The sequence below is a fragment of the Geobacillus thermodenitrificans subsp. thermodenitrificans DSM 465 genome, assembly GCF_000496575.1.
Classification (GTDB): Bacteria; Bacillota; Bacilli; order Bacillales; family Anoxybacillaceae; genus Geobacillus; species Geobacillus thermodenitrificans.
In genome coordinates this window covers 107,276-120,630 of record NZ_AYKT01000007.1, presented here as the reverse complement: position 1 = coordinate 120,630, position 13,355 = coordinate 107,276, and the positions used below count along the sequence as shown (strand labels likewise).

Annotated in this window: 12 protein-coding genes; 1 reads left to right on the top strand and 11 read right to left on the bottom strand. The window is 51.8% G+C overall.

Annotation, left to right across the window (positions count from 1 at the left end):
* Window positions 1-175: 175 nt before the first annotated feature.
* From glpX to DSM465_RS0108610, 5 genes are all read right to left on the bottom strand, one after another.
* A complete protein-coding gene (glpX, locus tag DSM465_RS0108630) occupies window positions 176-1,138 on the bottom strand; it encodes a class II fructose-bisphosphatase (RefSeq protein ID WP_011888409.1) in 963 nt (320 codons plus the stop codon).
* A gap of 32 nt (window positions 1,139-1,170) precedes the next feature.
* Window positions 1,171-2,457 carry a UDP-N-acetylglucosamine 1-carboxyvinyltransferase gene (locus DSM465_RS0108625; RefSeq protein WP_008880718.1) on the bottom strand — a complete coding sequence of 429 codons (1,287 nt, stop codon included), beginning with the start codon at window positions 2,455-2,457 and terminating at the stop codon, window positions 1,171-1,173.
* Window positions 2,458-2,587: 130 nt separating this feature from the next.
* Complete coding sequence (gene fsa / locus DSM465_RS0108620) at window positions 2,588-3,229, bottom strand: fructose-6-phosphate aldolase (protein ID WP_008880719.1); 642 nt, start codon at window positions 3,227-3,229, stop codon at window positions 2,588-2,590.
* Between the two features lie 92 nt (window positions 3,230-3,321).
* Window positions 3,322-4,185, bottom strand: a complete 864-nt coding sequence (locus tag DSM465_RS0108615) for a class II fructose-bisphosphate aldolase (protein WP_008880720.1) — start codon at window positions 4,183-4,185, stop codon at window positions 3,322-3,324.
* Window positions 4,186-4,349: 164 nt separating this feature from the next.
* Window positions 4,350-4,712, bottom strand: coding sequence for a response regulator (locus tag DSM465_RS0108610; RefSeq protein WP_008880721.1), 363 nt, complete (start codon window positions 4,710-4,712; stop codon window positions 4,350-4,352).
* 122 nt (window positions 4,713-4,834) lie between these two features.
* Between DSM465_RS0108610 and DSM465_RS0108605 the strand changes: the two genes are divergently transcribed.
* Window positions 4,835-5,356, top strand: a complete 522-nt coding sequence (locus DSM465_RS0108605) for a DUF2529 domain-containing protein (protein ID WP_008880722.1) — start codon at window positions 4,835-4,837, stop codon at window positions 5,354-5,356.
* A gap of 79 nt (window positions 5,357-5,435) precedes the next feature.
* Here DSM465_RS0108605 and DSM465_RS0108600 read toward each other — a convergent pair whose 3' ends face one another.
* From DSM465_RS0108600 to DSM465_RS0108580, 6 genes are all read right to left on the bottom strand, one after another.
* Entirely contained in the window at window positions 5,436-7,031 is a 1,596-nt protein-coding gene (locus DSM465_RS0108600; protein ID WP_008880723.1) for a CTP synthase, read from the bottom strand.
* Window positions 7,032-7,196: 165 nt separating this feature from the next.
* On the bottom strand, window positions 7,197-7,754 hold the full coding sequence (gene rpoE, locus DSM465_RS0108595; protein ID WP_011888412.1) for a DNA-directed RNA polymerase subunit delta: 558 nt from the start codon (window positions 7,752-7,754) through the stop codon (window positions 7,197-7,199).
* Between the two features lie 292 nt (window positions 7,755-8,046).
* A complete protein-coding gene (icmF, locus tag DSM465_RS0108590; protein ID WP_029761115.1) occupies window positions 8,047-11,304 on the bottom strand; it encodes a fused isobutyryl-CoA mutase/GTPase IcmF in 3,258 nt (1,085 codons plus the stop codon).
* Window positions 11,305-11,321: 17 nt separating this feature from the next.
* The gene (locus tag DSM465_RS0108585; RefSeq protein WP_008880726.1) at window positions 11,322-11,954 is read right to left on the bottom strand and encodes a TetR/AcrR family transcriptional regulator; all 633 of its coding nucleotides are present in this window, start codon (window positions 11,952-11,954) and stop codon (window positions 11,322-11,324) included.
* Entirely contained in the window at window positions 11,955-12,092 is a 138-nt protein-coding gene (locus DSM465_RS19420; protein WP_155121006.1) for a hypothetical protein, read from the bottom strand. It lies immediately after the preceding gene.
* Window positions 12,093-12,172: 80 nt separating this feature from the next.
* A complete protein-coding gene (locus DSM465_RS0108580) occupies window positions 12,173-13,315 on the bottom strand; it encodes an acyl-CoA dehydrogenase (protein ID WP_011888414.1) in 1,143 nt (380 codons plus the stop codon).
* Between the last annotated feature and the right edge of the window lie 40 nt (window positions 13,316-13,355).

Sequence of the window (13,355 nt, the reverse complement as noted above, 5' to 3'; positions counted from 1 at the left end):
TTTAGAAGATGATGAAGGCTGAAATAAGGAAGTAGAATGGCAGAGCTTATTTTTGCACAGGTAACATGACTATTTTACCCTTTTTGCTTATTTTTAATCAATCTTTTTTTGCTTTTCCGGACAGGGAGCGGCACCAGAGGGAGGCGGTGCCGCCACCAGACCGGATAGGAGGATGTTACTTAATGACTAAGTTCGGTTTTTTCTTCAAGCTATGCCGTCCCTCGATGAAACGAACGGTGCCGGATTTGGCGCGCATGACGACCGAGTGGGTAAGACCATACGCTCCTTTGAGCTGCACGCCGCGCAGCAGCTCGCCATCCGTAACACCGGTGGCGGCGAAAATGGCGTCGTCTCCTTTCACTAAGTCATCCATGCGCAACACTTTGTTCACGTCAATTCCCATTTGTTTGCACCGTTCGAGTTCGGCGTCATTTTGCGGCAGTAATTTCCCTTGCAGTTCGCCGCCAAGGCATTTTAAGGCAACCGCTGCGAGCACCCCTTCCGGCGCACCGCCTGAGCCGAACAAAATGTCAACGCCGGTATGGTCAAACGCTGTATTAATAGCGGCAGCCACATCGCCGTCATTAATGAGTTTTATGCGCGCACCAGCTTCTCGCAGCTCTTGGATGAGCCGTTCATGGCGCGGACGGTTTAAGACGATGGCGACCACATCTTCAATATCTTTGTTTTTCGCTTTCGCTACCGCTTTTAAATTGTCGATGATCGGCGCTTCAATATCAATCATGCCGACCGCTTCCGGACCAACCGCAATTTTTTCCATGTACATATCCGGAGCATGGAGTAAATGGCCGTGGTCGGCGACAGCGACGACAGCCAGGGCGTTCCAGCCCCCGGAAGCGACGATGTTCGTTCCCTCAAGCGGATCGACGGCGACATCGACGCGCGGGCCGTAGCCGTTGCCGAGCTTTTCTCCAATATACAGCATCGGCGCTTCATCCATTTCTCCTTCGCCAATGACGACCGTTCCTTTCATCGGCACCGTGTCAAACACATCGCGCATCGCCGATGTCGCTGCATCATCAGCTTCATTCTTTTTTCCGCGTCCCATCCAGCGAGCCGCCGCAAGCGCGGCCGCTTCAGTGACGCGCACGAGTTCCATTGACAAGCTTCGTTCCATTGCTGTTCTCCCCTTCCCCTTTGCACTTGACGTTACGCATTTTTTACTTGTTCAATTTCTTCATCGGTCATTTTTTCACGCCAAATGGTGGCGCCGATCTTAGACAGCTTTTCCACTAACCCACTGTAGCCACGATCGATATGCTCAACGCCAGTGATTTCGGTCACTCCTTCTGCCATGAGCCCGGCGATAACGAGCGCCGCCCCAGCGCGCAAGTCGCTCGCTTTTACTTTTGCGCCTTGCAAATTGACCGGACCAGTGATAATGGCCGAGCGACCTTCGACTTTCACGTTTGCGTTCATGCGCCGCAATTCATCGATATGTTTGAAGCGTGCGCTGTAAATCGTATCCGTGACGACACTCGTGCCATCTGCTTTCGTCAACAAGGCGGTTAACGGCTGCTGCAAATCGGTCGGGAACCCCGGGTAGACGAGCGTTTTGACGTCAACCGCTTTCAAAACATCGGAGCCGCAGATCCAAATTTGATCCGCACCCGTCTCGACGTGCACGCCCATCTCGCGCAATTTCGCCGTCAGTGATTCGACGTGCTGCGGAATAACGTTGTCAATGACAACTTCGTTGCCGGTCGCTGCGGCGGCAATCATATACGTACCGGCTTCAATCCGATCTGGGATGATGGCATGGCGGCAGCCCGATAATTTTTCGACGCCGTCGATACGGATGACATCGGTGCCCGCGCCTTTAATTTTTGCGCCCATATTCGAAAGCAATGTTGCCACATCAATGATTTCCGGCTCTTTCGCGGCGTTTTCGATAATCGTCCGCCCTTTGGCGCGCACCGCCGCCAGCATAATGTTGATCGTCGCACCGACGCTGACGACGTCCAAAAAAATGCGGGCCCCGCGGAGCTCCTCAGCGCGCAAGTAAATGGCGCCCTGCTCGTTCGTTACCGTTGCACCGAGCGCCTCAAATCCTTTAATGTGCTGGTCGATCGGGCGCGGTCCGAGATGACAGCCGCCCGGCAGGCCGACGACCGCTTTTTTGAACCGGCCAAGCATCGCTCCCATCAAATAGTACGAAGCGCGCAGTTTTTTTACTTTTCCGTTTGGAAGCGGCATAGAAACCATGTTCGTCGGATCGATGATCGCCTTTTTGCCATCAAACCAAAACGAACCGCCGATCTCTTCGATCAAGCTTCCCAAAATGCGCACGTCGGAAATGTCCGGCAACCCTTCGATCGTCACCGGCGAATCGGCTAAAATCGCCGCAGGAATCAAGGCGACAGCGCTGTTTTTCGCGCCGCTCACTTTAATCGTCCCCTGCAGCCGATCCCCGCCGATAATTTTTATTTTATCCATCGTCGTCTCCCTTCTTTGCTCGGAAGTTGGCTTCACCCCTAGGGACGAGAAAGTGGTCAGGCGGGCTGAATTCCCCAGCCCGAACGCGGCAAGGTCAGCCCGCTTAACCTAGGAGGCAAAGGCCTTATTCTCATTGTTGCCGATTCCAGTCAGCGAGAAACTTCTCAATTCCTTGGTCAGTGAGTGGGTGGTTAAATAATTGCATCAGCACTTTGTACGGTACGGTGGCAATATGCGCCCCACGCAAAGCTGCTTCTGTCACATGGTGTGGGTGGCGGATCGAAGCCGCAATGATTTCTGTTTCAATGCCATGAATGTTGAAAATGTCAGCGATTGTGGAAATGAGCTCTAAGCCGTTATGGCCGATATCATCGAGGCGGCCGAGGAACGGAGAGACGTATGTCGCGCCGGCGCGCGCAGCCAACAGCGCCTGGTTGGCGGTAAACACGAGCGTGACGTTCGTTTTGATGCCTTTTTCGCTGAACGCTTTTACCGCTTTTAACCCTTCCGGCGTCATCGGGACTTTAATCGTGATGTTCGGAGCAATTTTCGCCAGCTCTTCTCCTTCTTCAATCATGCCTGGCGCATCAGTTGAAATAACCTCGGCGCTTACCGAACCGGAAACGATCGACGTAATTTCGCGCAACCGATCGTGGAACGAGACGTTTTCTTTCGCCACTAAGCTTGGGTTAGTCGTTACACCGGCTAAAATACCGAGTTCGTGAGCGTGTTTAATCTCCTCTAAATTTGCCGTATCAATAAAAAATTTCATAAGTGACCCTCCTTGCCGTGATTTGGGCGCAAGCAGGCAAGCCCGGGCGGCGGCTGAAAGCCGCCTGCTGAGCCGATCTTGCCGTTTTCGCGTTATTGTGCCGCTTTTCCGGACGAACCGAACTCGCGCATTTTGCCGATGACCGTCGCTTTGATCGCATCGCGGCCTGGGCCGATAATTTTGCGCGGGTCATAAACGTTTGCATCTTTCGCAAGCAACTCGCGAACGACTTTCGTAAAGGCGATTTGGTTTTCCGTATTGACGTTGATTTTCGATGTGCCAAGGGAAATCGCGCGCTGGATTTGCTCAGTTGGGATGCCGGTGCCGCCGTGAAGCACAAGCGGAATGCCAGTTAAGTCGCGGATTTGTTCCATTTCCGCAAATCCGAGTTTTGGCTCCCCTTTGTAAGGGCCATGCACCGAACCGAGCGCCGGAGCAAGGCAGTCGATGCCTGTCCGCTTGACAAGCTCTTCACATTCTTTCGGATCAGCGTAAATGACACCTTCACCGATGACATCGTCCTCTTGCCCGCCGACGATGCCAAGCTCGGCCTCAACAGAAACGCCGCGCGCATGGGCGTATTCAACGACTTGCGAGGTGATGCGGACGTTCTCTTCAAACGGGTGGTGGGAGGCGTCAATCATGACCGAGGTGAATCCGGCGTCGATTGCCGCTTTACATTTTTCAAAGCTCGAACCATGGTCAAGGTGAATGGCAACTGGAACCGTAATGTTCATGTCTTCCATTAAACCTTTTACCATGTTGACGACCGTTTTAAAGCCACCCATATAGCGAGCTGCCCCTTCGGAAACGCCGAGAATAACCGGCGATTTTTCCTCTTCAGCCGCCGCTAAAATGGCTTGCGTCCACTCTAAGTTGTTAATGTTAAATTGGCCGACCGCGTATTTGCCGCGCAGCGCCTCGTTGAGCATCTCTTTCATCGATACTAACGGCATGGTTACATCCTCCTTAGCTGATCGTCGTCTTTGTCGCCATGGCGGAACGTAGGCCCACAGGCGCAAAATACATCTACGTTATAAGCATACCAACTTGTCAGCAAAACAGCAACATTTCCAGTCTTTATTCTGCTAAAGTTGTACCAGCAGCTAAAAACGCACTTCTACACAGAAATATGTTTTTTAACGGCAGCGCGCAAATCATCGATATCAAACGGCTTGGCAAAATGCATCAGCGCGCCGAGCTCTTTTGTTTCCTGAATCATATCAAGCTCTCCATACGCCGTCATGATGATCACTTTAATATCTGGGTCAATGTCTTTCAGCCGCTTTAAAATTTCAATACCGTCCATGCCGGGAATTTTCATATCGAGAAGCACAAGATCGGGATGGTGTTTGCGAACAATTTCAAGCGCCTGCATACCGTTGGCCGCCTGGTATGTCACATATCCTTCGCGTTGAAACACTTCGTTTAACAAAATGCGGATGCCATATTGGTCGTCGACTATCAAAATTTTGTTCCCCACGGTTATGCACCTCTATTCCTTTTTTCTCCCTATTAATGTTTCGCATTTTCCGAACGTATTTCCTGCTTGCTTTTCTTGCCATTTGTGCGTTTTGTATAATAACGTCGAAAGGAGGCCGAACGATGAAAATTTTGACGACACAAACGATCGGACTGTTGCAAAAAATCACCGCCGATGAAGAACTGGCGCTGGAGGACGGAGCGCGCTTGCTCGCCCAAGCAGCCATTGGCGACGGGCGCATTTGGCTATATGGGACAGGCGAGCTGGATGCGGTCGTCACTGCTGCCCTTCTCGGCCCGGATTCACTGCCAAAAGCAGCGCGCCTCGAACCGGAGGCGGCCGATGATTGGAACGAAACAGACCGGGCGCTTGTGTTCGCCCGTTTTTCCAACGATGAAGAGGCGATCCGCCTCGTTGAACAGCTGCAAGCACGCGGTGTTGATACGGTCGCTGTCGCAGCGCTTGTCAAAGACGAACCTGGATTAGCGGATATCGCCGCTATCCATATTGACAGCAAACTCTCGCGTCCGCTCGTACCGACAGAAGATGGCCGCCGCATCGCCATGCCAACGGTGGTTACCGCTTCGTTCATCTACTACGGACTGCTTGTGCTACTTGATGAAATTTTGGAGGAGTATAAGTAACCACCGCTATGAAAACAGGTGCGTCCATCGAATGAAACCATCAAAAAACGGTGTCCGACAAACGGACACCGTTTTTTCGTCACTGTTTTAGCGACGCTTTGACAAACTCGCGGAACAGCGGCTGCGGCCGCGTCGGACGCGAAGTGAACTCCGGATGGAACTGAGCAGCGACAAACCATGGATGGTCTTTCAGCTCAATGACTTCAACAAGCCGTCCGTCCGGGCTTGTGCCAGAGAAGACGAAGCCATGCTCTTCCATTAAGTTTCTGTATTGGTTGTTAAATTCGTACCGATGACGATGGCGTTCATAAATGACTTCATCGCCGTACGCAGCATGGGCAAGCGTCCCTTCTTGCAGCTTGCACGGGTACAAGCCGAGACGGAGCGTACCGCCTAAATCTTCGACATCTTTTTGTTCCGGAAGCAAGTCGATGATTGGATGCGGCGTATTCGGGTCAAATTCAGCCGAATGGGCGCCGGTGAGGCCGACGACATGACGAGCAAATTCGATCGAAGCGAGCTGCATCCCTAAGCAAATGCCTAAGAACGGCACACGCTGTTCACGGGCATAGCGAATCGCTTCAATTTTCCCTTCAACACCGCGGTCGCCGAACCCGCCCGGAACGAGAATGCCATCAGCATCTTTCAACAGCTCGGCCACATTGTCGCGCGTCACATGTTCCGCATTGACCCATTGGATGTCAATGTCCGTATCAAACGCATAGCCGGCATGACGGAGCGCTTCAACGACCGAGATGTAAGCGTCCGGCAGTTCGACGTATTTGCCGACGAGGGCGATTTTCGTCGTTTTCGATAAGTTGCGTACTTTCTCCACGAGCGCTTTCCATTCCGTCATATCCGCTTCGCGGCAGTTGAGGCGCAAATGTTCGCAGACGATTTGGTCAAGCTTTTGTTCTTGCAGCATGAGCGGAACAGCATATAGCGTATCCGCGTCGTACGATTCAATGACCGCTTTCGGGTCGATATCGCAAAATAGTGCAATTTTGTCTTTCATTTCTTGTGGCATCGGCATTTCCGTGCGCACGACAATGATGTTCGGTTGAATGCCGAGGCTGCGCAGTTCTTTCACGCTATGCTGCGTCGGCTTCGTTTTCATTTCTCCAGCCGCTTTAATGTACGGCACGAGCGTACAATGAATGTACATGACATTTTCGCGGCCAACATCGCTCTTGATTTGACGAATGGCCTCCAAAAACGGAAGCGACTCGATGTCACCGACTGTACCGCCAATCTCCGTAATTACGACATCGGCGTTCGTTTCCTTCCCGGCGCGGAAGACGCGCTCTTTGATTTCATTCGTAATGTGCGGGATGACTTGCACCGTACCACCTAAGTAGTCGCCGCGCCGCTCTTTACGGATAACGGCGGAATAAATTTTTCCGGTGGTGACGTTGCTGTATTTGTTCAAATTAATATCGATAAACCGCTCATAATGCCCTAAGTCTAAATCCGTTTCCGCGCCGTCATCGGTGACAAACACTTCACCGTGCTGGTACGGGCTCATGGTTCCTGGGTCAACGTTAATGTACGGGTCAAACTTTTGGATCGTCACGTTCAATCCACGGTTTTTCAATAGCCGTCCGAGCGACGCAGCCGTAATTCCTTTTCCTAGCGAAGAAACGACACCGCCCGTCACAAAAATGTACTTTGTCATCTTGTCTTCCCCCTTGCCGAAATTACAGTAACAGTTTCAGTGTTTGCGAAAGGCGCAAATAAAAAACGCTCCACTTACGATATGTAAGGGAGCGATTATTCCATTCGTCCGTTTTTTAAGAGCCCAACACACATTGTACCGAGTTCCCTCGGTAAAGTCAAGCGGTTATTCGTCTTCCTCTGTCTCCTCGAGATCGAGATCTTCGTCAAGCGGCTCTTCGTCCAGTTCAAACTCTTCGTCATCGAGCACGTCGTCTTCAAAATCGACATCTTCGTCAAGGTCGAACTCCTCATCTTCAAGCAGCTCTTCGTCGTCGACCTCAAGCTCTTCGTCATCGTATTCATCGAGATCGTCATAATCAAGATCTTCTTCGTCAAGCAACTCTTCGTAATCGTCGTATTCGTCATCAAGCACTTTTTTCTTCTTCTTCGGCTTGACAATCGTCACCGTTTCGTCTTCGGTCTGGTCAAACGGATACCATGCGCGCAGCCCCCAGACGTTTTCCCCGACGCAAATAAACCGTCCGTCGATGTTTAAATCAGTGTAATACTGGGCAAGCCGCGCGGCGATGTCGTCCTCCGTTGCGCCGGTCAATGCCGCTGCTTCACGGACGATTTGGTCAAACGGCAGCGCCTCCCGCTTATTAAGCAAAATGAGGTTCGCCAACTCGACGAACGACATCTCCTGCAATTCCTCTGGCGAGTATTGCTGCTGCAGGCTCAAATTCAGCACTCCCCTTCTATATAATGAAACAAATGAATGCAAGTGGAATACATACCATTCATTATAAACAAATTGTTGGCGTTTATGCTAGCTATTTAGCGAAAAAAGCAAAAAGAGGACCGCCTCGCAGCAAAGGCAGCCCTCTTTCCGACCTATCCGTCCAATGAGATACATTTTCTTCCAATAACATTTCCCGTTTTGACTCTAGGAGAGCGAAGAATCATAAGCGGTTGTATAGTGCCGGTCAAAGGGCGGATCGCCGCCGCTGACGGAGGCCGACGAACACGCTTTCCTACATATTCCGTCGGTATTGCCCGCCGACTTCGTACAACGCGCGGGTAATTTGCCCGAGGCTGGCCACTTTGACGGTTTCCATCAATTCTTCGAAAATGTTGCCGCCACTAATTGCCACTTGTTTTAAGCGCTCGAGCGCCGGGCCGACTTTGTCTTTGTTCCGCTCTTGGAATTCACGCAAATTGCGGATTTGCAGCTCTTTTTCTTCATACGTCGCCCGAGCGAGCTCAAGGTTGTTCAGTTCATCTTCCGACGGCGGGTTCGGATTGAGGAACGTATTCACGCCGATAATCGGCAGTTCCCCGCTATGTTTTTTCGTCTCGTAATAGAGCGATTCGTCTTGAATTTTACCGCGCTGATACTGCATTTCCATCGCTCCGAGCACGCCGCCGCGGTCGTTTAACCGCTCGAACTCTTGCAAGACCGCTTCTTCGACGAGGTCGGTGAGCTCCTCAATAATGAACGAGCCTTGGAGCGGATTTTCGTTTTTCGCTAGGCCAAACTCTTTTGTAATAATGAGCTGGATGGCCATCGCCCGGCGGACCGACTCCTCGGTCGGCGTCGTAATCGCTTCGTCATAAGCGTTCGTATGGAGCGAATTGCAGTTATCATAAATCGCCAGAAGCGCCTGCAAGGTCGTACGAATGTCGTTAAAATCGATTTCTTGGGCGTGAAGCGAACGGCCAGACGTTTGAATATGGTATTTCAACTTTTGGCTTCGTTCGTTGGCGCCGTATTTTTCGCGCATGACGACCGCCCAAATGCGGCGGGCGACACGGCCGATCACCGAATATTCCGGATCGAGACCGTTGCTGAAGAAAAACGACAAGTTCGGCGCGAAATCATCGATATGCATGCCGCGGCTTAAATAATATTCGACGTACGTAAAGCCATTGGCGAGCGTAAACGCCAGCTGGGTAATCGGATTCGCCCCAGCCTCAGCGATATGGTAGCCGGAAATCGACACTGAATAATAGTTCCGGACACGATGCTTAATGAAATATTCTTGAATATCGCCCATCATTTTTAAGGCAAAATCGGTCGAGAAAATGCACGTATTTTGTCCTTGGTCTTCTTTTAAAATGTCGGCTTGCACCGTGCCGCGCACCGTTTGCAGCGTCGCGGCTTTCACTTGTTCGTACTCTTCCGCCGTAAGCGGACGACCAAGCTCTTGTTCCCGCTTTTCGACTTGTTGGTCGATGGCCGTATTCATAAACATTGCCAGCAAAATCGGAGCCGGACCATTGATCGTCATCGACACCGATGTAAGCGGGTCGCACAAATCAAACCCTTTGTACAGTTTCTTCATGTCATCCAACGTACAAATGCTGACGCCGCTTTCCCCAACTTTGCCGAAAATATCCGGTCGATAGTCCGGATCTTCGCCGTAGAGCGTGACCGAGTCAAATGCCGTGCTAAGCCGTTTCGCTTTGTCTTCTTTGCATAAGTAGTGGAAGCGACGGTTGGTGCGCTCCGGCGTCCCTTCGCCGGCAAACTGACGCTTCGGGTCTTCCCCTTGACGCTTGAACGGGAAGACGCCAGCCGTATACGGGAATGAGCCAGGGACGTTTTCTTTATACACCCAGCGCAAAATTTCTCCGTAGTCTTTAAATTTTGGCAAGATGACTTTCGGAATGTCCAAGCCGGACAACGTTTTTGTCGTCAGCTCAGTGACGATTTCTTTATCACGCACTTTTGTCACAAGTTGCTTGGCGGCATATTTCGCCTTCGTCTCTTCCCACGTCGCTAAAATACGTTTCGATTCCGGCGTCAGCTTCGCTTCATAATCGGCTTTGAGCGTCTCGAGCGCGCGGATGACATCGTCAGACTCGCCGCGCTCATTGGCCGCTTCAATCGCCCCTTCAATTTGGAACAAGCGGCGCGCAATCTCCACCTGCTGTTCGGCGCGGCGATGATACGAACGCACCGTCTCAGCGATTTCACGCAAATAATAGCGGCGCTCATTTGGAATGATGACGTTATGCTTTTCAACGTTGGCAACCGTATTTAAACTTGTCTTCCAGTTCGTCCCTGTTTTCCGGTTGATCGTATCGACGAGTGCGACAAAGAGCGTATTCGTGCCCGGATCGTTAAACTGGCTGGCGATCGTGCCGTATACCGGCATTTCCGATACGTCGCGATCAAACAGCTGGCGGCTGCGCTGATATTGTTTTTGCACTTGCCGTTTCGCATCTTCTGACCCTTTGCGCTCAAATTTGTTAATCGCGATCAAATCGGCGTAGTCGATCATATCGATTTTCTCGAGCTGCGTCGGTGCTCCGAACTCGCTCGTCATCACATACATCGAGACATCGCACACTTCAGTAATGGCGGCATCGCCTTGGCCGATCCCGCTCGTTTCGACAATGATGAGATCAAACCCGGCCGCCTTGACAACCGAAATGGCATCGCGAATCGCCGGCGACAGCTCGGAACGGGAATGGCGCGTCGCCAGGCTCCGCATATAGACACGCGGCGAATGAATGGCGTTCATCCGAATTCGGTCCCCTAACAGCGCGCCGCCTGTTTTTTGCTTCGTCGGGTCGACAGATAAAATAGCGATCTTGATCTCTGGGATTTCATTTAAAAAGCGACGGACGAGCTCATCAGTGAGCGAGCTTTTCCCCGCACCGCCCGTGCCGGTGATCCCGAGCACCGGTACGCGTTTTTCCATCGTCTTCACTTGCTCGATAGCAGCTTCAGCCGCAGCAGCTGCCTCTTGGCCTGCCTCAGTGCGATATTCGCACAGCGTAATGAGCCGGGCGATGGCTTGCACATCGCCGGTTTGGAGCCGTTCGATTTCATCCGTCACGGCCGTCACGGTTGGAAAATCACATTCTTCAAGCATCACATTAATCATCCCTTGCAAACCAAGGCGACGGCCGTCTTCCGGCGAGAAAATGCGGGCAATTCCGTACTCATGCAATTCCTTGATTTCGCGCGGGATGATCACGCCGCCCCCACCGCCGTAAATGCGGATATGAGGCGCCCCCCGCTCTTGCAGCAAATCATACATATATTTAAAAAATTCCATGTGGCCACCTTGATAGGAGGAAACGGCAATGCCTTGCACATCCTCTTGGATGGCCGCATTGACGATTTCTTCAACGGAGCGGTTATGGCCTAAATGGATGACTTCGGCGCCGCTCGCTTGCAAAATGCGGCGCATAATGTTGATGGACGCGTCATGGCCGTCAAACAAGCTGGACGCTGTCACAAAGCGAACATGATGCTTCGGACGATAAATATGCGCCATCATCTCTCCCCCTTTGTTCAAGCTTTCTGTTTCTCCATAATCCCCTTTAATAAAAACTCCGTCTGACATTCAATATATTCTTCGAGCGTATACATTTTCCGCAGCGCCCAACGACGGAACGCCCACATTTGCCCAAGCACGATAATGTTGTGGGCAAAGAGGCGAATCTCACTTTCAGAAAGCTGCAGCGCACCGCTTTCGACGCATGTGCGCAAAATATGCTCGAAAATAGCCGTCATATCAAGCTCTTTATTGAGAACGTATGGGAGCGATTCTTTGCTTAACGCCTTCAACTCTTGGTACATGACGAGCACTTCGTCGTCGAGTTCATCAACGACACGAAAATAGTGAGCGATCGCACGCCGCAATCCTTCAATCGTGCCATGATGATCGCCAAGGTCTTGTTCGGTCCGCTCCCGCACCTCGTCGTAAATGCGGTCACACACTAAATACAAGACATCTTCTTTTTTGCGGATATACTCATATAGTGTGCCAATGCTAAATCCGGACGCTTTGGCGATTTCCCTCGTTGTCGTTTGGTAGAAACCTTTTTGTTTAAAAAGGGAAATCGCCCCTTTAATCATTTCGTTGCGGCGTTTTTTCACGAGCTTTTCATCTTTGACCGATGCGATCACTTCCCGTTTTTTCATTTACGTTCCTCTCCCCCATTCCCGTTTAGCAGCTAGGCGGCGCACTGCCCGACTGCCCGTTGCGGCAGAACGAGACATGTCGTGCGGTACACCCCCGAACTCATTGCCATGACCCGCACGGCACGTCCCCGAAATCACGAAGATCCCCCTCGCAGCAGCACATAGAGCACGCTCCTTGAAACGGCTGCTGCGATTCAAACGTTCAAGCGCTGCTATCATTAATCGCGCGTCAACATCCGCGAAATAACGAGGCGCTGAATTTCTTGTGTCCCTTCGTAAATTTGCGTAATTTTCGCATCGCGCATAAACCGTTCAACTGGATAGTCTTTCGTATAACCGTTGCCGCCAAAGATTTGCACCGCATCGACAGTCACTTTCATCGCCGTGTCGCCGGCAAACAGTTTTGCCATCGCCGATGCCTTGCCGTATGGCAAGCCGTTTGACTCGAGCCATGCCGCTTGGTATGTCAACAGCCGAGCCGCTTCAATGGCTGTCGCCATGTCGGCGAGCTTAAAGGAAACCCCTTGCTGTTCAGCGATCGGTTTACCGAATTGGACGCGCTGTTTCGCGTAGTCCACAGCGGCATCCAGCGCTCCTTGAGCGATGCCGACCGCTTGGGCGGCGATGCCGTTGCGGCCGCCGTCTAACGTCATCATCGCGATCTTAAACCCTTCCCCTTCTTGACCGAGCAAGTTTTCTTTCGGGATACGGCAATCTTCAAAAATGAGCTCAGTCGTCGGCGACGAACGGATGCCAAGTTTCTTTTCTTTTTTGCCGATTGAAAAGCCCGGCGTCCCTTTTTCGACGATAAAGGCGCTGATCCCTTTATGCCGCTTTTCCGGATCAGTGACGGCAAAGACGACGTAAATCTCTGCCTCGCCGCCGTTCGTGATCCATACTTTCGAACCGTTTAACACGTAATGGTCGCCGTCTTTGATGGCACGCGTTTTCATCGAGGCGACATCAGACCCTGCTCCCGGCTCGGACAGCCCGTATGCTCCGAGCTTTTCCCCGGTTGCCAAAGCGCGCAAATACTTCTGCTTTTGCTCTTCCGTGCCGAACTTATAAATCGGCCAGCTTGCAAGCGAAATATGGGCGGAGAGCGTCACCCCGGTCGAGGCACAGACACGCGACAACTCTTCGACCGCAATGACATACGCCAAATAGTCGCTGCCGATGCCGCCATACTCTTCCGGCCACGGGATGCCCGTTAAGCCAAGTTCGGCCATTTTGTTGAAAATGCTGCGGTCAAACCGCTCTTCCTCATCACGCTCAGCGGCCGTAGGCGCCACTTCGTTTTCGGCAAATTCACGCACCATTTTCCGCAACATTTCATGTTCTTCGCTCAATTGAAAATTCATCGCTTCATTCCCCCGTTTTCTATAAAAAATCCTCTTCCCC